The following is a 19,527-nucleotide window of genomic DNA, read 5'->3' as shown; positions in this document are numbered from 1 at the left end:
GCGGGGATGGGAAGCGTGGTCAAAGGCATTCTCCTGCGGTTGCCGGTGACTAGCAGCCTTGGCGCATGGCAGCAATCCGCCTTACGACGGCGCCGCGTTGACCTCGACGATGTTGCGGTCGGGATCGAGCACGTATAGCTGCGCAAAACCCGCCGCGCCGGTTCTTTTGACGAGGAGACGGCGCGGATCACCGTCCGCGGCATGCTCGCTGAACCCGCTCGCGGCCAGCGCGCTGACGACAGCGTCGAAGTCGTCGGTGTTGAGCGCGAAGTGCCCGTCATTGTTGTCGACGCTATCGCTGTCGCGAAACGTCTGCCCGTCGTGGACGACGAGATGAACCTGCCGGTCGCCGCAGGACAGCCATGCACCGCGCACCGGGAAATCCGGTCGAGGCAAAGGCTGCAGGCCCAGGATGTCGCGGTAGAAGGCCAGCGAGCGGTCGAGGTCGCGGACAACGATGGAGACGTGATGCAGGCGCGGGTTCAGCATGACAGACCCCCAGTGCAGGAACCGAGCCTAACGGCTCAGCCAATCTCAGGCTAGCTCGCGGTCTGGCCTAAGCGCAGCAGTGGTGCTAAGTGCCGCGCTTTCCTTTTCGAGGTGCCTGCCATGACCTCTCCCTTTGAAATCGACTTCGATGGTGCGCTGATCCGCGGCGAGGCCGCCGGCTTCGGCATCCCGGTGGTGTTCCTCCACTCCGGCGTCACCGACCGGCGCATGTGGGCCGAGCAGATGCGCCAGCTGGCGGCCGAGGGCTACCACGTCATCAGTTACGACCGGCGCGGTTATGGCGAGACCGAGACGGCCGATGTGCCGTTCAACCACCTGGTCGATCTCGAGACGGTGCTCGACCGGCTCAGCGTCCACGCCGCGATCCTGGTGGGCTCGTCGATGGGCGGTGCGCTGGCTGTCGATTTCGCGCTGGAGCATCCGAACCGGACGATCGCGCTGGCGCTGATGGGCACCGGGGTGACCGGGGCCGAGGGTTATGAGGTCGACGAGGAAGTCGAGCAGCTCGAAGAGGCGTTCGAATACGCGAAAGAGCGCGGCAATATCAGCACGGCCAACCGCATCCAGGCGCATCAGTGGCTCGATGGGCCGTATGGCGAAGCGGGCCGGGTGACCGGAGCGGTGCGCGACCTGTTCCTCGCGATGAACGAGATCCACCTCAACCATGCGCCGCTGACCCAGGAAGAACGGCCGGAGCCGGCGTTCCACAACCTGTCGGTGATCACCGCGCCGACGCTGCTGGTGGTGGGCGAGCTCGATTGCTCGGACGTCGTCGCGATCCACGAGGACCTCAGCGAGGAGCTGGAGAACGCCTTTGCGGTGGTACTCGAGGACACTGCGCATTTCCCCAGCCTCGAGCGGCCCGACCTGTTCGACCCGATCCTGTTCGAGTTTCTCGAAGCGGTGACCGGGCAGGGCGAGGACGATGGGGAAGAGAGCGACGAGGACTGAGGCGACGCTCTAGGGGAACACCACCCAAGTGGGTTTGCTCGGTCCTTGACCTTCTCACCGGATGTCATCCCTGCGAAAGCAGGGACCCATTTCGCCTCTCGTGCCAGCTGTGAGTTGGGTCCCTGCTTTCGCAGGGATGACATCGTTGGTGGGGCGAGCGTTGTGGGTCAGTACCGCTGCCCGGGCGCTACTCCGCCGCCACTCTACCAAAACTGCGCCTGAAGGCGCTGGGGCTGACGCCGGTGCGGTTGCGGAAGTGATGGCGCAGGGTTTCCTGGCTGCGGAAGCCGCTGGCTTCGGCGATGGCGTCGAGGCCGAAATCGGTGGTTTCCAGCAGTTCCTTAGTGCGCTCGACCCGTTCGGCGATCAGCCAGGTGAGCGGGCTGAGGCCGGTCGCGTCGTTGAAGTGACGAATCAAGGTGCGCTCGGAAAGCCTTGCCAGCTCAGCCATCCGGGCGATGCTCCAATCCTCGTTCAGGCGCTGGCGCAAGCTATCGAGTAGCGGGCCGATGCGGCCGCGGCGTTCTTTCGCCACCGGCAGGGCGACGAACTGCGCCTGGCCGCCATCGCGATGCGCCGGCAGCACCAGCCGGCGCGCCACGGTGTTGGCGATTTCGGCGCCGAAATCCTGGCGAACGATGTGGAGGCAAAGGTCGATGCCGGCGGCCGAGCCGGCCGCGGTAAGGAGAGCCCCGTCCTCGGAATAGAGGATATCGGGCAGAACCTCGATCGAAGGAAACTCGGCGCGGAGGATCTCGGCATAGCGCCAGTGGGTGGTGGCGCGCCGGCCCTCGAGCAGCCCGGAGCGGGCCGGAACGAACACGCCCGAGCAGAGCGTGGCGATGCGGGCGCCGCGGGCGTGCGCGGCCCGCAGCGCCGCGATCAGCGGTTCCGGCACCGGGGTCATGGCGCCGCGCCAGCCGGGGACCACGATCAACCCGGCCGCTGCGAGCCGGCCGAGGTCGTGATTGGCCGCCACGCTGATGCCGCCGCTGGCGCGATAGGGGCCGGGCTCGATGCCGACGATCTCGTGGGTGTACCAGTCGAGATGGGCGAACTCCGGCCGCGCCAGGCCGAAGACTTCGACGGCGATGCCGAACTCGAACATGCAGAGCTGATCGTAGGCGAGGATGGCGACGTGGCGGTTGGGCTCGTTCATGATGGCGGTATCTTACCGTATATTGGCATTCCCGCCACTGACCGATCGCGCCGTTTTCCGGCAGGTTCTGGCCATTACAATCCTGAAGCACTCCACGGAGGCCCGAATGACCAGCAATGTCGCCCTTGTCCCTGCCGCGGCGTCCGCCGAGGCGCTGGTGCATTTTTCCCGCAAGCTCGGTTTCGAGACCGATTGCTGGGATGTCCATGACGCGCTCAGCCGTGCGGTCAGTGACTTCGTGCTGCTCGATGTGAGGAGCCCGACGCTCTACGCACAGGGGCACGTGCCCGGTGCGATCAACCTGCCGCATGGCAAGATCACCGCGCGCAAGATGACCGAGTGGCCCGACGGCACCCTGTTCGTCACTTACTGTGCCGGGCCGCACTGCAACGGTGCGGACAAGGGGGCGCTGCGGCTGGCCCAACTCGGCCTGCCGGTGAAGTTGATGATCGGCGGTGTCACCGGCTGGCTGGACGAAGGTTTCGTGTTGGCAACAGGGGAAGCCGTCGTCGACCTCGCGCCCCGGCAGGCGGCAGAATAACTCCCGCCGTTGCTGCAAATGCGCTTGCCAGCGGCGCGGTGTCGGCGACAAGGTCCCCTCCGAAGTAATCCTTGGGAAGGGCTCGAAGAATGAACCGGATACTCCTCGGCGCCATCGCCTCGGCGGTGGTGCTCATCACGCCGGCGCTGGCGTGCGAAACCATCACCAGCGCGAAGGTGAAGCTCAGTGCCTGTGTCGACGCCACGGGCTGGGCGACGCAGACGCCATCCGGCGACCAGGAGTTTCTCTACTATTCCAGCGACGAGACCATCGGCTTCGCAGTGATCAACGAGAACGGCGCCTGGCCGGTCTCGCAGTTCCGCGAGGCCATCCTCAGCAATGCGGCAGCAGCGGCGCTCGATGCGAAGCCCGAGAACGTCTCGATCGTCAGCGAGCGGCTGGAGAATATCGGCGGCAAGGCCTGGAACGTGATCGAGTATCAGGTGCAGATCCCCGATGGATCGCTGCTGTTCCAGAATTTCTACTATGTGCAACCGGGCTTTGGCTCCAGCCAGTTCGTCTACTGGAGCGCGCCCGAGGGCGGCACGTCTGCGGCGTTCCGCGCCGGGCAGATGCTGGCGACGGTGCAATTCACCGAGTAAGCGAGAGGGGCGGCTCAAGGGCCGCCCCTCCATATTGGAATGGCATGTGGGCCTCAGATGGCCAGGAGACCGTCGAAATGCTGGCCAAGCTGGGCGGTCGGCAGATTGGTCAGGTCCTTGGGCAGCTCGGCGACGATCATATCGCGCAGGCCCTTGCTGAACACTGGGCGCAGGTCGCCCAGCGCCGTGGGCGCCGCGGCGACGATCAGCTGGTCGAAGGCGTGCTGCTGGTGCTTGCGCTCCAGTTCTTCGGCGACGTTCTCGACGAAGCGCCGCTCGCGCACCGCCACCGGATCCGAGGACGGCTCCATAGCGCTGCGGCCATGGCCGACTGAGGAGAAGCTGCGCCCCGGACGATCCGCCATGATCTCACCGGCCTTGAGGGGCGTCTGCTCGAACATCAGGTCGTCCACGGCGTGCAATCCCTTGCCGGGGCCGTTGTGCTCGAACACCTTGGCCGTCGCTCCATCGGCGATGAGGATCCAGGTGATCTTGGCTTTCATGGCGTGCTCCTTTGGTGGGTACAAGAAGGCTAACGCAGGACGTGGCGATTGGTTTGATCACCATCAAGGTGGGTTGTGCCGGCAATCACAAACTCTGATTTGTGCCGGGGCCATGGGCGCTGCTAAAAGGCGGCTCTCACACGGCCGTCTTCGGCCCGGAAGGACACGTATTGGCGTCCGTCACCAGCACCGACAATCAAGGTAGCGAAAGCGGTCTCGCCGCGGGCGTTGCGACCTACGTGCTGTGGGGCTTCCTGCCGTTGCTGTTCAACCTGCTGCATCATGTCGGCGCAGCGACGGTGGTCGCCAACCGGACGCTGTGGTCGCTGCTGGTGCTGGGCATCATCATGATCCTCGGCGGGCGGATGGCCGAGGTGCGGGCGGCGCTGCGCGACCCGCGCACCGTGACCTCCATGGCGCTGGCGGCGCTGATCCTCGGCGGCAACTGGCTGATCTACGTCTATGCGGTTGAGACCGGGCAGGTGCTGGAAGCGAGCTTCGGTTACTTCATCCTGCCGCTGGTGAATGTGGCGACCGGCGTGCTGCTGCTCGGTGAGCGGCTCAACCGCTGGCAGATGGTGTCCATCGCCATTGCGGCGGTGGCTATCGGCATCCAGGCGGTCGCCATCGGCGGCATCCCCTATGTGGCGCTCAGCCTGGCGCTGACCTTCGCGGTCTATGGGTATCTCCGCAAGACCGCCAAAGTCGGTTCCGCCCCGGGCCTGTTCGTCGAGACCACGGTACTGGCGCCGATCGCCCTAGGCTATCTGGGTTACACGTTCGTGCGCGACGGCGGCGTCGGCTGGCACGGCGATCCATACTCGCTGCTGCTCCTGGCGCTGACCGGACCGGCGACGGTGCTGCCGCTGCTGCTGTTCGCTTACGCGGTGCAGCGACTGAAGATGACGACCGTCGGCATGCTGCAATACATTGCCCCGTCGATCACCTTCCTCCTTGCCATCACGCTGTTCGGCGAGCACCTCAACGCGGTGCGGCTGGGCAGTTTTGCGCTGATCTGGGTGTCGCTGGTGGTCTACACGGCGGATTCGGTGGTGCGCCGCCGGCGGGCGATGGCATGACGGAAGCGATGCCGGCGCTGACGCTCGAGGGTCGGGTCGACGGCACGTTCGTCGTCGAGACGGCAGCGGTTGAATCGACGGCGCGGCCGGAGCTGATGCTGACCTATGCCGGCATTGTCGGGGATCGGCACGAGGGGCTGGTGCGGCCGAGTAATGCGCGCGAGCCGTGGTATCCGCGCGGCACGCCGATGCGCAACGAGCGGCAGCTCTCGATCCTCAGCACCGAAGAGCTGGCCGAGGTTGCGGCGGCGCTCAACCTGCCGCAGATCCTCGGGCAGTGGGTCGGCGCTAACCTGGTGATTTCCGGTATCCCGCACCTGACGCAGCTGCCGCCGCGCAGCCTGATGATGTTCCCCTCCGGCGCCACCATTCGCATCGACGGCGACAACGACCCGTGCCGCAAGACCGGCAAGACCATCGCGGCGCAGCATGAGGGCAGGGCGGATCTGGAGTTCGGCTTCGTCAAGGCAGCGATGGGCAAGCGCGGGCTGGTCGGCTGGGTCGAGCGCGAGGGCGCGATCCGGGCCGGCGACGCGGTGAAGGTGCGCACCTGGCGGCAGGCGGCTTATCCGGGGTAGGGCCCTATGCACGATGATGTGCTGGCGCAGGGTGAGCTGACGCGTTGCACGTGCTCCAAACTCGGTGTCATCCCAGCGAAAGCTGGGACCCATCTATTCTCTGGCAGGGGCTGCGCCGGACGAGGACAGAGCCCTCGCCGTGGGGGTCCCAGCTTTCGCTGGGATGACGGCCGGTGAGTGGTGCAGGATCGGGCCCAACCACTATCCCGACTAATCACCACTCGGGGCGCCCTCCCTACACCGTCGGCCGCGCCCGCCGGATCGTTTCGGCCACCTGTTCGAACACCGCGCCGAACGGCGTTGCCTCGCGCCAGACCAGTGACAGCAGGCGGCGCGCGCCGGGTGATTGCAGCCGGTGGATGCGGATACGGTCGCCGGTGGCTTCCTTCTTCAGCGCGATCTCGGGCAGCAGCGTGATGCCCTGGCCGTTGGCGACGAACTCGACGATGGTCGAGAGCGAGGTGGCGGCGAAGGTGCGCCGGGCCACGTCCGGATCGAGGGCGCAGGCAGCAATCGCCTGATCGCGGAAGCAGTGCCCCTCGTCGAGCAGCAGCACCCGGTCGGCGTCGATCTCGGCCAGCGGCACGGGATCCTCCGCCTCGTCGCCCGAGCCGGTGGCCAGCACGAACTCGTCGGCGAAGAGCGGGGCAGCGGCGAGGCGGGGGCCGCCCGCCTTTGGCTCGCTGGCGATCAGCGCGAGGTCGAGGCTGCCGTCGGCGAGGCCATCGACGAGCGCGTCGGTGCGGCTCTCTGAGACGGTGAAACTCAGCTCAGGCAAGTCGCGCTGCAGCGCCGGGAACACATGCGGTAGCAAATACGGCGCGACGGTGGGGATGACGCCCAGGCGCAACGGCCGCGCGGGGTTGCCGCGCTGGCCGCCGACGAAGGACATAAGCCCTTCGGTCTGCTCGAGAATCGGCCGAGCTCGCTCGATGAACTCGCGGCCCAGCGGCGTGAGTCGCACCGACTTGCCCAGCCGGTCGAACAGGGGGCCGCCACACAGGGCTTCGAGCTGCCGGATCTGCTGGCTGAGGCCAGGCTGGGTGACATGGTTGCGCTCGGCGGCGCGGCCGAAATGGCCGGTTTCCGCCAGCGCCACGGCATATTGCAGCTGTCGGAGCGTGATCATAACCCTGGGTTATCACAGCTAGAGGCGCAATCAATTGGCATTATGTGCCTGGCCCGAGGCACAATGGAACTATTCCAAAGTGTGGTGCGGGAACTCATCGCGACAAAGCGCGCGGTCACCGTCGCGTCACCCGGAAGCCCTATCGCAACAACAGAACTCGAGACGGACGGAGACGACCATGGACGCAGCGAACGAAGGTGGTGCGGGCAAGTGCCCGGTGCCGCATGGCAGCGCGAGCCGCAGCAACCGTGACTGGTGGCCGAACCAGCTGGACCTGTCGGTGCTGCATCAGCACACGGCGCTGTCCAACCCGATGGGCTCGGCTTTCGACTACGCCCAGGCGTTTGAGAAACTCGATCTCAAGGCGCTGAAGGCCGACCTCACGGCGCTGATGACCGATTCGCAGGATTGGTGGCCGGCCGATTTCGGCCATTACGGTCCGCTGTTCATCCGCATGGCCTGGCACAGCGCCGGCACCTATCGCACCGCCGATGGCCGCGGTGGTGGTGGCGGCGGGCAGCAGCGTTTCGCGCCGCTCAACAGCTGGCCCGATAACGTCAACCTCGACAAGGCGCGGCGCCTGCTGTGGCCGATCAAGCAGAAATACGGCTCGGCCATCTCCTGGGCCGATCTGATGATTCTCACCGGCAACGTCGCGCTGGAATCGATGGGCTTCAAGACCTTCGGTTTCGGCGGCGGCCGTGCCGACACCTGGGAGCCCGAGCTCGATATCTACTGGGGCAAGGAAGGCCAGTGGCTCTCCGACGAGGAGCGCTATGGCGGGGAGCGTGATCTCGAAAGCCCGCTGGCCGCGGTGCAGATGGGTCTCATCTACGTCAATCCCGAGGGGCCGGCCGGCAATCCGGATCCGCTCGCTTCGGCGCGCGATATCCGCGACACCTTTGCCCGCATGGCGATGAACGACGAAGAGACCGTGGCGCTGATCGCCGGCGGGCACACCTTCGGCAAGACCCATGGCGCGGGTGACGCCAAGCTCGTCGGCGTCGAGCCGGAAGCGGCGGGGATCGAAGAGCAGGGGCTCGGCTGGGTCAACAGCTTCGGCACCGGCAAGGGCGGCGACGCCATCGGCTCCGGGCTCGAAGTCACCTGGACCTCGACCCCGACCAAGTGGAGCAACAACTTCTTCTGGAACCTGTTCGGTTACGAGTGGGAGCTGACCAAGAGCCCGGCCGGCGCCCACCAGTGGACGCCCAAGCACGGCATGGGCGCCAACTCGGTGCCGGATGCGCATGACAAGGACAAGCGGCACGCCCCGTCGATGCTGACCTCCGACCTGGCGCTGCGTATCGACCCGGCCTACGAGAAGATTTCGCGCCGCTTCTTCGAGAATCCAGACCAGTTCGCCGACGCCTTCGCCCGCGCCTGGTTCAAGCTGACGCACCGCGACATGGGCCCGAAGGTTCGCTACCTCGGCCCGGAAGTGCCGGCGGAAGAGCTGATCTGGCAGGACCCGATCCCGGCGGTTATGTACGAGCTGGTCAACGACGCCGACATCGCGGCGCTCAAGGCAAAGATCCTTGCCACCGGTCTGACAGTCTCCGAGCTGGTGAGCACGGCCTGGGCCTCGGCCTCGACCTATCGTGGCTCGGACATGCGCGGCGGCGCCAATGGCGCCCGCATCCGTCTGGCGCCGCAGAAGGATTGGGCGGTCAATCAGCCCGAACAGCTCGGCAAGGTGCTCGGCCATCTCGAGGCGATCCAGTCGGAGTTCGGCAAGCCCGTATCGCTGGCCGACCTGATCGTTCTCGCCGGTTCGGTGGGGATCGAGACGGCGGCCAAGGATGCCGGGCTAGATCTCGTGGTGCCGTTCACCCCGGGTCGGGCCGATGCGACGGCTGAGCAGACCGATGCGGCCTCGTTCGCGCCGCTCGAGCTGACCGCCGATGGCTTCCGCAACTATTCGAACGGCCGGCAGCGCCTGTCACCGGAAGAGAACCTGGTCGATCGCGCCCAGCTGCTTGGCCTCACCGCGCCGGAAATGACCGTGCTGGTGGGCGGGCTTCGCGCCCTCAAGGCGGGCCAGCCGCAGCATGGTGTGCTGACCGACCGGCCGGAGACGCTGAGCAACGACTTCTTCGTCAACCTGCTCGACATGGGCACAAAGTGGCGGCCGGCGTCGGAGGATCACAGCGTCTACCAGGGCGTCGATCGGGTCACCGGCGAGCCCAAATGGACGGCCACCCGCGTCGACCTGATCTTCGGCTCGCACTCGCAGCTGCGGGCGATTGCCGAAGTCTACGGCCAGTCCGATGCGACCGAGAAGTTCGCGAAGGATTTCGTCGCGGCCTGGGTCAAGGTGATGAACGCCGATCGGTTTGATCTGGCGTAACTCGATCTCTCGTCATCTCCCCTCGACGGGGAGAAAGCGAAAACTGGGCTTAGCGCAGCTAAGTCCTTAGTTTTCGCCAGAGGGGGGATTGGGAGGCACGGTGCCCGAACGTCCCCCCTCTTGGAATTTCTAAGGCTTAGCGAAGGGCTAAGCCCAAGAAATTCCATTCTCCCCCACAAGGGGGGAGATGGCCGAGAGGCCGGTGGTCAACGACACCTCACCAAACTCCCTGCAATTTGAATCAAATTTCCGCTCTTACCTTCAGCGCGCGCACTTAACTGCCGGGCCAAATTGCTCCGGTACGGCAGAAGCCGGAGGGAAGTGACATGACTGAGATGGAAGAAGGCACCACCCGAGCGTTCTCGACGTTCAGGGTTCTCAACGGTGACTCCAACATCGTGGAACGCGATCAGCTGTTCCGCAACATGGCCCAGCTCTACTCCTACGTGTCGGATCGCTGCGATGACGAGCAGGTCGCGCAGTACGACGAGGTGTTGTGCCAGTTGGCCGAATTGGTGGAATCCGAGGCGCGGGCCCATGTGGCCAAGCTCCTCGCTCCGCTTGACCGCGCGCCGGGCAATGTGGTGGTCAAGCTCGCCAATGACGAGATCGAAGTGGCGCAGCCGCTGCTCGAGTTCTCCAATGTGCTGAGCGATGACGACCTGATCGAGATCATCGCCAACCAGACCGAGGAGCATCGCGTCGCCATTGCCGGCCGGACGCAGGTCCCCGAGCGGGTGGGCGAGGCGATCGTCGAACACGGCGAGACCGCGTCGGTGATCAAGCTGGTGCGCAATACCAATGCCGAGATCGGCCAGCAGGCGCTGGAGCGCCTCGCCGAGCGCGCCGCATCGGATGCCGCCATCGCCGCTGACCTTCGCGGCCGCGAAGACCTCGACTGGAAGAGCCTCGGCGGCAAGATCGAAGCGGTTGGCGACCGGGTCCGCGAGACCATGTCGCGCATCGACCCGCGCGTCGATCCGGTCACTGTCGGCAAGGTGCAGGCAGTGGTCTATAACCGCATGCGCAACCGCGCCGGCTTCTCCAGCCAGGAGTGGAAGGTCGCCTATAACCAGGTGAAGGCGCTGTCGGATCGGAAGCAGCTCGATGAGCGCGCGCTGATCCGCTTCGCCCGCTTCGGCTACGGCCATCACACCGCCGCCGCGCTCACCATGCTACTACGCGTCGGCCCCGAAGTTTTCGTCAAGTGGCTCGCCATGCAGGATTATGTGGCGATCACCGTGGCGCTGCGTGCCCTGGGCATCCAGCCCGACCTGTTCGAGGCGATGATCGCCTCGATGCCGTGGCGAGATCTGCCGAGCCAGGCCGACCTGCAGAATGTCCGCCGGCGCTTCGAAGCGCTGAGCAAGGACGAAGCGGTCGGCATCTTCGAGCTCTGGCGCACCCACGCCTTCCGCCGCCGGCTTCCCAACGAGGAAGTCGTCGGCGCTGCCTGAATACGCCGAACTCTGTCCAACTTCCTAAGGGCGATCCCGCAACGGATCGCCCTTTTTTCGTTTCGTCATTCGGTCAGCGCGGCGCGCACGGATTCGGGTTCGGCTGGAACGATCTCCACCGGGGCGTTCCAGTACTCAGCGAATGCCAGCATGTCGAAATACTGGTTGGCGACCGTGCCGGCTGCGGTGGCCTTTTCGAGGAAGGCCTCCATCATTTCGACGCTGAGCTCAAGCCGGCCGAGGTACCAGCCGAACAGCGCGGTGCCTTCGGTGTCGGGCATCCCCTGGCCGGCGCCGTAGCGCGCCACCGGCAGGTGGTTGAGAATCTTCACGCCTTCATCGGCCTGCATGTGCAGCCCGGCGATCCAGATATAGGCGCAGGCCGAGCGGCACTCGCCGACGGCGCGCGTCCACATATAGCGCTCGTGGATGATGACGCCGATGCGCACCGCGCTCAGCAGATCGCCACCGGGACCGCTCAGCTCGACGATCCGCGGCTGCTTGCGGTTCACCTCGGCAAGGAAGATGCCGCCATCGACCGGGGTGATCGGCCCGGACAGGCGAAGCACGAGGTCGCCATTGGCGTTGGTGCGGTAGTCGTAGTCGGCGGCGAGCGCGGGCAGGGTCAGGCCGGCGAGCGTCGTCGCGGCGCCGGCGAGCAGTTGAAGGGCGTGCATCTTGATCTCCTTGTCACCCCGCGGGGCAAGGGAGTGCCTCAGGTCGGCTGGCGCTGTCCTTTGGGCGCGATGAAATGTTCTTAAGAGGCAGTGCTTGGTTGGGCTTCGAGTGCTAATCGGTGAGCCCGTGCCCGGACAATGCCCCAAACTCGGTGTCATCCCAGTGAAAGCTGGGACCCATCCATCAGCTGGCGCGGGCGGCGCCGGACGAGGCATAGCCTCGCCGTGGGGTCCCAGCTTTCGCTGGGATGACAGCCGGTGGGTGGGGCCAGGATCGAGCCCAACCGCTGGGCCAATGCAGCAGATCGTGAAGCGGCGCTAACCCTCACGCAGCCCCGCGAGGCGCAGCCCCTCGACCAGCACGCGGTCGCGCCCGTCGGACTGGCCGGTTCGGCCGAGCAGACTCGCGATCGTGAGGCTCGGCCAGATGGCATGGGCGCGGGCCAGTTGCGCCTGCGCTTCGTCGAGGCGGCCGAGATGCGCATAGGCGGCGGCGACGATGCAGTGCGGGAAATCCACGCCTTCGGAGGCCTCAAGGCCGCGCAGCCCCCAGGCCAATGCCTCCTCGACCCGGCCGGCAGCGAGGTGGGCGCGGGCGATACCGTTGAGGCTCCAGAAGGTCTCGGCGAGGCCGGGCGACAGCTGCAGGAAGCGTTCATGGCTGGCGATCGCCCCGTCATAGTCGCCCATGAAGAAGTGGGCGTAGCCGGAGACGTTGGCGATCAACAGGCTGTTGGGGTTGGCCGCCTGGGCCCGCCGGATCAAGGCGAGTCCGGTTGCGTGCTCGCCCGATATGGTCAGCCGGACGATGCCGGCGACCAGCATCACGTTCGGATCGTTGCCGTCCGCCGCTAACCCACGCGCCGCCAGGGCCATCGCTTGCCTGGCGTCATCGACGCCGGGCGGCGCCGTGCCGCCACGGGTCAGCCGCATCTCGTGCGCCCAGGCGGCAAGGGCCAAAGCAGGGGCGAAATCCGGGTCGAGCGAAATGGCCCGCTCGAGCAACTCGATCGCCCGGTCGAAATCCTCGAGCTGGACGATCCGGACGCCCTGCATGAAGGGCAGTGCCTGCAGGTAGAGGTCGTAGGCGTCGAGGTTCTCGGGCCGCTTGCGGCGGGCCCGCTCGATCTCGGCGCGGCGAAGCTGCGGCTCGATCAGGCCGATCACCGCCTCGGTGATACGGTCCTGGAAATCGAGGATATCGCCGACCGCGCCGTCGAAGCTCTCGGCCCAGAGATGCGAGCCCGAGGCGCCGTCGATCAGTTGCGCCGTAACCCGCACCCGCGGGCCAGCGAGGCGAACGCTGCCCTCCAGCAGGTAGCGGGCGCCGAGGGCGCGCGCCACCTCGCGCACGTCCACGGCTCGGTCCTTGAAGGCCAAGGAAGAGTTGCGGGCGATGACCGCGAAGGACTTGAAGCGTGACAGCGCCGCGATCAATTCGGCGACGATGCCGTCGACGAAATAGTCCTCGGCGCGATCGCCGCTCAGGTTGGCGAAGGGCAGCACCGCGATGGCCGGGATGCCGGTCGTCGCGCCGCCGGCGTCGCGCACCAGCCGGTAACCGACACGCGCCACATTGCCGATCCATTCGGCGCCGTCGGGACGGGTGCCGAGGATCCTGCGCAGCGCCGCGACCTGCACCGCGAGGTTGCCTTCCTCGACGACGGTGTCGGGCCAGACCCGGTCCATCAGGTGCGACTTGCCGACGACCTCGCCATCGGCTTCGAGCAGGACCTGCAGCACGGTCGCGGCGCGACCGCCGAGCGATACGACATCGCCCCCGCGCAACAGCATCGCGCTGGCGGTGTCGAACAGGTAGGGGCCGAAGGCGATGCGCTCACCCATAGCGAAATGAGCCGTTTCGCGACCGATTGTGTCAAGCTCCGCCATGGGGCTGGACCTTGCGACACAAGGGATATAAAGATATCTTTATATCTCGTGAGGCGGAATGAACGATACGGCGGATTTGGTAGGGGTGCTGCGCGCGGCGGGGGAAACCACCCGGCTGCGGCTCCTGGCATTGCTGGCCGATGGCGAGCAGTCGGTCAAGGACCTCACCGAAATCCTCGGCCAGAGTCAGCCGCGGGTCTCACGTCATCTCAAACTGCTTGCCGACGCCGGGCTGATCACCCGTAATGCCGAGGGGGCCTGGGCCTATTACGGTCTGGCTCCCGACGGTCCGGGCGGCGATCTGGCGCGCTGGCTGATCGGCCGGCTGTCGGCCGATGATGCCGAGCGGCTGCGCGACCGGCAGCGGCTCGAGGCGGTGCGGCTCAACCAGGCGGAGCAGGCGGCGGCGTATTTTGCCAAGGTCGCTGACAGCTGGGATCTGCTGCGCTCGCTGCATGTGCCCGAGGAGGCGGTGGAGACCGCCATCGTCGAGGCGATGCGGGGCAGGGTGGTCGATACACTGATTGACCTGGGGACCGGCACCGGCCGGATGCTCGAGCTGCTGGCGGGGCACTATCGGCGCGGCATCGGCATCGATGCGAGCCGCGAGATGATCGCGGTAGCGCGGGCCAAGCTTGCCTCATGCTCGATCGGCCATGCCCAGGTGCGGCTTGGCGATATCGCCGATCTCGACGCCAGCGCCGGCCGCGCCGACGTGATCGTGATCCACCAGGTGCTGCACTATTTCGACGACCCGGGCCGGATGCTGGCGCAGGCGCGCCGGGCGCTGAAGCCGGGCGGCGAGATGCTGATCGTCGATTTCGCGCCGCACGGGCTCGAGTTCCTGCGCTCGCACCACGCGCATCGCCGGCTCGGCCTCAGCGAGGCGCAGATGGCCGGCTGGGCGCGTGCCGCCGACCTCCAGGTCACCGAGCTCAAATCCTTCCCACCCACCAATCCGACCGAGGGGCTCACCGTGTGCCTCTGGCGGCTCACCGACGAGACGGACAACCCGATATGAGTACTGACTACACCGACCGCCCGAGCCGCATGCGCCCGGACGTGCGGCCTAACTTCCAGGTCTCGTTCGAGTTCTTCCCGCCCAAGACCGACGTCATGGAGGAGCGGTTCTGGGACTCGATCCATAAGCTCGCCCCGTTGCACCCGCGCTTCGTCTCGGTGACCTATGGCGCCGGCGGGTCGACGCGCGAGCGCACGCTGCGGATGGTGAGCCGGGTGAAGGCCGACACCGGCGTCGATGCGGCGGCGCACCTCACCTGCGTCGGGGCGACTCGCGACGAGGTCGATACGGTGGTGCGCGGCTACCAGGAGGCTGGGATCAGCCGCATCGTGGCGCTGCGCGGCGACCCGGCCGAAGGGATCGGCAAGCCGTTCACGCCGCATCCCGAGGGCTACAAGAACGCCGCGGATCTGGTCGCCGGCATCCGCCGGATCGGTGAGTTCGACATCTCGGTTGCGGCCTATCCGGAAAAGCATCCGCAAAGCCCGAGCTGGGAAGCGGACATCGACAATCTGAAGCGCAAGCTCGATGCCGGCGCCACCCGCGCCATCACCCAGATGTTCTTCGACAACGACGACTATTTCCGCTTCGTCGAGCGGGCGCGGGCGGCGGGGATCACGGCGCCGATCGTGCCGGGCATCCAGCCGATCCACTCGTTCAAGCAGATCTCCGGCTTTGCGGCGCGCTGCGGTGCGTCGATCCCCGGCTGGGTGGCGGAGCGGTTCGAGGGGCTGGAGGAGGATCCCGAGACCCATGCGCTGGTTGCATCGGCGGTCGCCGCCGAACAGGTCTTGGAACTGGTCGACAATGGGATTACCGAGTTCCACTTCTATACGCTGAACCGCTCGAACCTGGTTCTGGCACTGGCGCGATTGTTGGGGGCAAGGCCTGACTGAGGGGCTGCTGGCAACGTGTTCAGCGTCCGTTCAGGTGGACTCGGGCACCGTCCATAGTGGGGCGATGCCTCGGCCATCCACAAAATGGCCACGTTAATTGGCTTCCGTCGGGCAGTGGGGACGGGGGCAAGTTGAAGGACAGCAGCCTATGAAACTCGATGGCAAGGTGAAGGGCGGACTGGCTTGGGCCGGTCTAGTCGTCATCCTCGCGGTGCCCGCCGCGAACATGGTCGTCGGCAACCCGACCAGCGGCACGGCGAACAGCGCCGTGACCACGGCAGACGCCAGCGCGACCAAGCCCCTGTTGAAGGTTCCTGCCGCAACAGGAAAGCCCGCCGCGACCGATCCGATCGAGACCGCCAGCGCCGCGACCGACCCGGTCGACAAGCTGCTCTCCAAGGGCAAGAAGCTGCCCTCGTATATTTCCGACGGCGACAGCGCGACGCCCGCAAAGCCGGCCGCATCGGTGACCGACAAGCCGGCTGCGCCGGTGAAGTTGAAGCCGATCTCGCCGACCACGCCGATCAAGACGCCCACCGAGGTGGCTACCGTCGCTCCGACCGAGACCCCGCCGGTGCCGCTGCCGCGCGACGCACGGCCGAAGGCCATTGCGGTTGCCTCGCTGCCGGCGGCAGAGAAGCCGCTGATCGTCGATGAGAACAAGGTGCGCCAGCAGGAGAATGCCGCGGTCGAGCCGTTCCCGCTGAGCGACGACGAGGTCGTCACCGGCGACCAGCTCGAGGAATGGGATTCGGGCTCGCTTGCCGACTACCTCGAGCGCAAGGGCCTGTTGTCGCAGACCTCGGCAGAGGAGGGCTACGACCCGGATGGGTTCTTCCTCGATGAGGGACCGAACAAGAAGAAGAAGCCCGTGCAGGACGACGACTTCTTCTTTTTCTGAAATCTGCGGCCGCCTCACCAGGCGGCCGAAACGTCATTAGTGCGCTTTCGCCGAAACGGCGAAATGCCTTAGGGGCCGACGATGCAATCCGCCGCATGTCTCATGGCTATGAAATTCCCGTTCGGCGGCTATTGTGCGCCGAGATCGGAGAGGCATATGTCGGTCTGGCAACGTCTTAGTGCCTTCATTGGGTCGCCCTCGGAACGCACGGGGCTGGTGGGCTCGATCATCAACGCCCTCGATCCCGACACCTGGCTGCCGGGTGGGCGGGATGCCGCGTTCACGCTGGCGCTGATTGCGCTCTCGGCCAAGATGGCGGTGTCGGATGGCGTGGTCACCGCCTCGGAACTGCGCGCCTTCCAGCGCACCGTGGAAATCCCGCCGGGCATCGAGGAGCAGGTCGACAAGCTGTTCAAGCTCGCCCAGCAGGATGTGGCCGGCTACGAGGCCTATGCCAAGAAGGTGCGCCGGTTCTTCATCGACAGCCCGGATACGCTGGAGCACGTGCTCGACAGCCTGTTCTTCATCGCCTCGGCCGACGGCATGATCCACGAAGCCGAGCTTGATTACCTGAAGAACGTCAGCGACATTTTCGGTTTCGACGATGCCCGGTTCGAGCAGCTGACCTCGCAGCACGTGCTGTTCGACAAGGGCGCCGACCCCTATATCGTCCTCGGCCTTGCTCCCAGCGCCGAGCGCGACGAGGTGAAGCGGGTCTACCGCCTGCTGGTGGCCGAGCACCACCCCGACCGGCTGATCGCCAAGGGCGTGCCCGAGGAACTGATCGACGTGGCGACCGCCCGCATGGCGGCGATCAACAACGCCTATAACCAGATCATGAAGCGCGCCGCCTGACGGCGCGCAAGCTGACTGTGCGCTTGACTGGAACCTGCCGCGTCCCCCATATGCGCCTCGCCAGTTGACCGGGTGGCCGCTCCTGTTTCCGTGGGAGAGGAAAGTCCGGGCTCCATCGAAATACGGTGACGGCTAACGGCCGCCGGGGGCGACCCCAGGGAAAGTGCCACAGAAAGCAAACCGCCTGTGCTTCGGCACGGGTAAGGATGAAAGGGTGCGGTAAGAGCGCACCGCGGACCTGGCAACAGGGACGGCACGGCAAACCCCACCGGGAGCAAGACCAAATAGGGATGACACGGGGATCGGGTGAAAGCCCTTTGCCCAGCCGGTTTTCGAGGCCTGTCATCCGGGTTGGTTGCATAAGGCCGGCAGTAATGCCGGTCAAAGATGAATGGTCACCACGTCAGCGTCGTGAGACGCAGGCCCTACAGAACCCGGCTTATAGGTCAACTGGCATTTCATTTTTCGGGGCCGCTCACGATGGGCTGCACGAACCCGTGGGGCTGGATTTGGCCTACCCACCGGCTGTCATCCCAGCGAAAGCTGGGACCATTCATCCACTTGTGCTGCGGCGAGTTGGGTCCCAGCTTTCGCTGGGATGACTCCGAGTTTAGGGAGCGATTGGCGCATCCCATCGTGAACCGAGGTGGTACGTTCGAGTCCTCTATTTACGACATTGTGTATGAAAAACTTGACACTATGTCGTGTTCATCTTACACACCCTCCCAACACTGAACCGGGGCTGGGAGGCCGAGATGAGTTTCAAGGAATGGGAAGCCGTGGTGAACATCATCGCGGCGATCGTGATCGGCGCCTGGGTGATCTTCGAGGCGCTGGCCAACCCGTCGGCGACGGTCGCGGCCGTGGCCGGCCGGCTGCTCTGGGCGATCCTCTACGGGGTGCTGTTCACCATCGCGGCGATGATCGTGATGTCGATCCTCGTCTCCATCGCGCGGCGCGAGGGGTTCAGGGATGAGAAGGCGGATGAACGCGACAAGCTGGTGGGCCTGCGCGCCATGCGCAACGGCTACGTCGTTGCCTCGATCGCCGGGGTCGCCAGCTTGTTCTATCTCGCCTTCGCGGCTGACCCCGCCGAGGCGGCGTACGTGCTGTTCTTCGGACTGATGCTGGCCGGCGTGGTCGATGCCGCCTCGCGGCTCGTCTACTACCGGATCGGCTGAGCGCCATGGGCAAGGGACAGGCACGGATCGACAACACCATCCGCACGCTTCGCTTCAATGCCGGCGAGATGACCCAGGCAGCGCTGGCCGAGAAGGTGGGCGTCACCCGCCAGACCATCGTCGCCATGGAGCAGGGGCGCTACTCGCCCTCGCTCGAAGTCGCCTTCCGGGTGGCACGGGCCTTCGGCGTGCCGCTCGAGCAGGTGTTCCAGTATCGTGGGGAGGGCGAGTGATGCTTGCCGCAATCGTCGAGCGCTATGGTGCTCCTGAAGCTCTGACGATCCGGGAGGTCCCGACGCCCGAGCCCGGACCCGAACAGGTGCTGGTGCAGATCCATGCCAGCGTCGTGACGCCCTCCGACGTGGCGTTCCGCAACGGCGAATTGTGGATCGCGCGGCTGTTCTCCGGCCCGTTCAAGCCGCGGCTGCCGATCCTCGGCGATGCCTTTGCTGGCATTGTAGTTCGCGTCGGAGCTGGGGTCACCGGCTTCGCCGTCGGCGATCGGGTTGCGGGCTCGACCGGTCCGGAGCTTGCCGCACACGCTCAGTTCGCCGTGGTCGATCAGGCTGGCGCGATCGTCAAACTGCCGGACGGAGTGGCGTTCGGCGCTGCCGCCGGGCTCTGCGACGGTGGACTCACGGCACTGCCGTTCCTGCGCGACCAGGGGCAGGTGCGGGCCGGCCAGCACGTGCTGGTCAACGGCGCGTCGGGCAGCATTGGCACCACGGCGGTGCAACTGGCACGGGCCATGGGAGCGGTGGTGACCGGGGTCACCAGTACGCGCAATGTCGAACTGGTCCGGGCTCTCGGCGCGGATCGGGTGATCGACTACACCAAGGAGGAGTTCACTGCCGCTGACGCGGCCTACGACGTGATCTTCGACACGGTCGGCAAATCCAGCTTCGCCCGCTGCCATGATGCGCTGAAGCCGGAGGGTATTTACCTGTCGCCGACGCCGATGCTGTCGCCCACCATGCTCAAGAGAACCGGCCGCCGGGCCCGCTTCGCCGCGACCGGCCTGAGGCGGCCGGTCGACAAGGCCAAGGACCTGATCCAGCTGTTCGACTGGGTGAGCCAAGAGAAACTCCGCACCGTCATCGAACGTGATTACGCGCTGGCCGAGATCGCCGCGGCGCATGCCCGGGTCGAGACCGGTCACAAGGTCGGATCCATCGTGGTGAACATGCCCGTAACCTCAATGGAACCTTAACCTCCCCGCCGCAAAGTGCGCCGATACCCAGTATGGG

20 protein-coding genes and 1 other RNA gene are annotated in these 19,527 nt (G+C 66.1%); 15 read left to right on the top strand and 6 right to left on the bottom strand.

Translation table 11 applies throughout. The features are described from left to right. Nucleotides 1–81 precede the first annotated feature (81 nt). Entirely contained in the window at nucleotides 82–489 is a 408-nt protein-coding gene (locus tag ASC68_RS13810; RefSeq protein ID WP_055880188.1) for a VOC family protein, read from the bottom strand. Between the two features lie 120 nt (nucleotides 490–609). On the opposite strand from ASC68_RS13810, the gene ASC68_RS13805 reads away from it, so the two are divergent. Then, entirely contained in the window at nucleotides 610–1,461 is an 852-nt protein-coding gene (locus ASC68_RS13805) for an alpha/beta hydrolase (protein WP_055880186.1), read from the top strand. 187 nt (nucleotides 1,462–1,648) lie between these two features. Here the strand turns inward: ASC68_RS13805 and ftrA are convergent, their stop codons facing one another. Next, nucleotides 1,649–2,620, bottom strand: a complete 972-nt coding sequence (ftrA, locus tag ASC68_RS13800) for a transcriptional regulator FtrA (protein WP_055880183.1) — start codon at nucleotides 2,618–2,620, stop codon at nucleotides 1,649–1,651. 106 nt (nucleotides 2,621–2,726) lie between these two features. Between ftrA and ASC68_RS13795 the strand changes: the two genes are divergently transcribed. Next, complete coding sequence (locus tag ASC68_RS13795) at nucleotides 2,727–3,161, top strand: rhodanese-like domain-containing protein (RefSeq protein ID WP_055880181.1); 435 nt, start codon at nucleotides 2,727–2,729, stop codon at nucleotides 3,159–3,161. Between the two features lie 89 nt (nucleotides 3,162–3,250). Further along, nucleotides 3,251–3,763 (top strand): hypothetical protein, encoded by a 513-nt coding sequence (locus tag ASC68_RS13790; RefSeq protein WP_055880178.1) that lies wholly within the window; start codon nucleotides 3,251–3,253, stop codon nucleotides 3,761–3,763. A 53-nt stretch (nucleotides 3,764–3,816) separates the two neighbouring features. Here ASC68_RS13790 and ASC68_RS13785 read toward each other — a convergent pair whose 3' ends face one another. Then, the gene (locus tag ASC68_RS13785) at nucleotides 3,817–4,266 is read right to left on the bottom strand and encodes a host attachment protein (protein ID WP_055880175.1); all 450 of its coding nucleotides are present in this window, start codon (nucleotides 4,264–4,266) and stop codon (nucleotides 3,817–3,819) included. 170 nt (nucleotides 4,267–4,436) lie between these two features. Between ASC68_RS13785 and rarD the strand changes: the two genes are divergently transcribed. Together rarD and ASC68_RS13775 are read left to right on the top strand one after the other, a co-directional pair. Next, nucleotides 4,437–5,345, top strand: a complete 909-nt coding sequence (gene rarD, locus ASC68_RS13780; protein ID WP_055880173.1) for an EamA family transporter RarD — start codon at nucleotides 4,437–4,439, stop codon at nucleotides 5,343–5,345. After that, nucleotides 5,342–5,923: an MOSC domain-containing protein gene (locus ASC68_RS13775; protein WP_055880171.1), complete on the top strand. Its 582-nt coding sequence runs from the start codon at nucleotides 5,342–5,344 to the stop codon at nucleotides 5,921–5,923. Before rarD ends, ASC68_RS13775 begins: the two co-directional genes overlap by 4 nt. Nucleotides 5,924–6,158: 235 nt before the next feature. Here the strand turns inward: ASC68_RS13775 and ASC68_RS13770 are convergent, their stop codons facing one another. Then, the gene (locus ASC68_RS13770; RefSeq protein ID WP_055880169.1) at nucleotides 6,159–7,052 is read right to left on the bottom strand and encodes a hydrogen peroxide-inducible genes activator; all 894 of its coding nucleotides are present in this window, start codon (nucleotides 7,050–7,052) and stop codon (nucleotides 6,159–6,161) included. Nucleotides 7,053–7,230: 178 nt separating this feature from the next. On the opposite strand from ASC68_RS13770, the gene katG reads away from it, so the two are divergent. Beyond that, on the top strand, nucleotides 7,231–9,402 hold the full coding sequence (gene katG, locus ASC68_RS13765) for a catalase/peroxidase HPI (protein WP_055880167.1): 2,172 nt from the start codon (nucleotides 7,231–7,233) through the stop codon (nucleotides 9,400–9,402). Between the two features lie 326 nt (nucleotides 9,403–9,728). Next, nucleotides 9,729–10,859, top strand: coding sequence for a DUF2336 domain-containing protein (locus ASC68_RS13760; RefSeq protein ID WP_055880165.1), 1,131 nt, complete (start codon nucleotides 9,729–9,731; stop codon nucleotides 10,857–10,859). Nucleotides 10,860–10,924: 65 nt separating this feature from the next. Here ASC68_RS13760 and ASC68_RS13755 read toward each other — a convergent pair whose 3' ends face one another. Both ASC68_RS13755 and ASC68_RS13750 read right to left on the bottom strand, forming a co-directional pair. Then, nucleotides 10,925–11,536: a hypothetical protein gene (locus ASC68_RS13755; protein ID WP_055880164.1), complete on the bottom strand. Its 612-nt coding sequence runs from the start codon at nucleotides 11,534–11,536 to the stop codon at nucleotides 10,925–10,927. Nucleotides 11,537–11,854: 318 nt separating this feature from the next. Next, a complete protein-coding gene (locus tag ASC68_RS13750) occupies nucleotides 11,855–13,426 on the bottom strand; it encodes a winged helix-turn-helix domain-containing protein (RefSeq protein ID WP_082528158.1) in 1,572 nt (523 codons plus the stop codon). Between the two features lie 58 nt (nucleotides 13,427–13,484). Between ASC68_RS13750 and ASC68_RS13745 the strand changes: the two genes are divergently transcribed. From ASC68_RS13745 to ASC68_RS13715, 8 genes are all read left to right on the top strand, one after another. Continuing rightward, entirely contained in the window at nucleotides 13,485–14,447 is a 963-nt protein-coding gene (locus ASC68_RS13745) for a metalloregulator ArsR/SmtB family transcription factor (RefSeq protein WP_055880162.1), read from the top strand. Further along, nucleotides 14,444–15,343: a methylenetetrahydrofolate reductase [NAD(P)H] gene (gene metF / locus ASC68_RS13740; protein ID WP_082528157.1), complete on the top strand. Its 900-nt coding sequence runs from the start codon at nucleotides 14,444–14,446 to the stop codon at nucleotides 15,341–15,343. The genes ASC68_RS13745 and metF overlap by 4 nt, the downstream gene beginning before the upstream one ends. A gap of 148 nt (nucleotides 15,344–15,491) precedes the next feature. Further along, nucleotides 15,492–16,244 (top strand): hypothetical protein, encoded by a 753-nt coding sequence (locus ASC68_RS13735; RefSeq protein WP_055880161.1) that lies wholly within the window; start codon nucleotides 15,492–15,494, stop codon nucleotides 16,242–16,244. A gap of 156 nt (nucleotides 16,245–16,400) precedes the next feature. Then, nucleotides 16,401–17,099: a DnaJ family molecular chaperone gene (locus ASC68_RS13730; protein WP_055880158.1), complete on the top strand. Its 699-nt coding sequence runs from the start codon at nucleotides 16,401–16,403 to the stop codon at nucleotides 17,097–17,099. A gap of 60 nt (nucleotides 17,100–17,159) precedes the next feature. Beyond that, an RNA gene (rnpB, locus tag ASC68_RS16000) (RNase P RNA component class A) lies at nucleotides 17,160–17,557 on the top strand. A 297-nt stretch (nucleotides 17,558–17,854) separates the two neighbouring features. Beyond that, nucleotides 17,855–18,280, top strand: a complete 426-nt coding sequence (locus ASC68_RS13725; protein ID WP_055880156.1) for a hypothetical protein — start codon at nucleotides 17,855–17,857, stop codon at nucleotides 18,278–18,280. Nucleotides 18,281–18,285: 5 nt separating this feature from the next. After that, a complete protein-coding gene (locus ASC68_RS13720; protein WP_055880152.1) occupies nucleotides 18,286–18,513 on the top strand; it encodes a helix-turn-helix transcriptional regulator in 228 nt (75 codons plus the stop codon). Next, nucleotides 18,513–19,490, top strand: coding sequence for an NAD(P)-dependent alcohol dehydrogenase (locus ASC68_RS13715; RefSeq protein ID WP_055880149.1), 978 nt, complete (start codon nucleotides 18,513–18,515; stop codon nucleotides 19,488–19,490). Before ASC68_RS13720 ends, ASC68_RS13715 begins: the two co-directional genes overlap by 1 nt. The last annotated feature ends 37 nt before the right edge of the window (nucleotides 19,491–19,527 follow it).

Source organism: Devosia sp. Root105 (assembly GCF_001424865.1).
Classification (GTDB): domain Bacteria; phylum Pseudomonadota; class Alphaproteobacteria; order Rhizobiales; family Devosiaceae; genus Devosia_A.
The sequence above is the reverse complement of the archived record's forward strand: the minus strand, read 5'-3'. Positions and strand labels throughout refer to the sequence as shown.

Coding starts and splice junctions, on each gene's coding strand:
- ASC68_RS13795 (WP_055880181.1), top strand. CDS start 2,727: ATGACCAGCAATGTCGCCCTTGTCCCTGCCGCGGCGTCCGCCGAGGCG.
- ASC68_RS13790 (WP_055880178.1), top strand. CDS start 3,251: ATGAACCGGATACTCCTCGGCGCCATCGCCTCGGCGGTGGTGCTCATC.
- ASC68_RS13735 (WP_055880161.1), top strand. CDS start 15,492: ATGAAACTCGATGGCAAGGTGAAGGGCGGACTGGCTTGGGCCGGTCTA.
- katG (WP_055880167.1), top strand. CDS start 7,231: ATGGACGCAGCGAACGAAGGTGGTGCGGGCAAGTGCCCGGTGCCGCAT.
- ASC68_RS13805 (WP_055880186.1), top strand. CDS start 610: ATGACCTCTCCCTTTGAAATCGACTTCGATGGTGCGCTGATCCGCGGC.
- ASC68_RS13760 (WP_055880165.1), top strand. CDS start 9,729: ATGACTGAGATGGAAGAAGGCACCACCCGAGCGTTCTCGACGTTCAGG.
- ASC68_RS13775 (WP_055880171.1), top strand. CDS start 5,342: ATGACGGAAGCGATGCCGGCGCTGACGCTCGAGGGTCGGGTCGACGGC.
- ASC68_RS13725 (WP_055880156.1), top strand. CDS start 17,855: ATGAGTTTCAAGGAATGGGAAGCCGTGGTGAACATCATCGCGGCGATC.
- ASC68_RS13810 (WP_055880188.1), bottom strand. CDS start 489: ATGCTGAACCCGCGCCTGCATCACGTCTCCATCGTTGTCCGCGACCTC.
- ASC68_RS13745 (WP_055880162.1), top strand. CDS start 13,485: ATGAACGATACGGCGGATTTGGTAGGGGTGCTGCGCGCGGCGGGGGAA.
- ASC68_RS13730 (WP_055880158.1), top strand. CDS start 16,401: ATGTCGGTCTGGCAACGTCTTAGTGCCTTCATTGGGTCGCCCTCGGAA.
- ASC68_RS13715 (WP_055880149.1), top strand. CDS start 18,513: ATGCTTGCCGCAATCGTCGAGCGCTATGGTGCTCCTGAAGCTCTGACG.
- ASC68_RS13785 (WP_055880175.1), bottom strand. CDS start 4,266: ATGAAAGCCAAGATCACCTGGATCCTCATCGCCGATGGAGCGACGGCC.
- ASC68_RS13755 (WP_055880164.1), bottom strand. CDS start 11,536: ATGCACGCCCTTCAACTGCTCGCCGGCGCCGCGACGACGCTCGCCGGC.
- metF (WP_082528157.1), top strand. CDS start 14,444: ATGAGTACTGACTACACCGACCGCCCGAGCCGCATGCGCCCGGACGTG.
- ASC68_RS13720 (WP_055880152.1), top strand. CDS start 18,286: ATGGGCAAGGGACAGGCACGGATCGACAACACCATCCGCACGCTTCGC.
- ftrA (WP_055880183.1), bottom strand. CDS start 2,620: ATGAACGAGCCCAACCGCCACGTCGCCATCCTCGCCTACGATCAGCTC.
- ASC68_RS13770 (WP_055880169.1), bottom strand. CDS start 7,052: ATGATCACGCTCCGACAGCTGCAATATGCCGTGGCGCTGGCGGAAACC.
- ASC68_RS13750 (WP_082528158.1), bottom strand. CDS start 13,426: ATGGCGGAGCTTGACACAATCGGTCGCGAAACGGCTCATTTCGCTATG.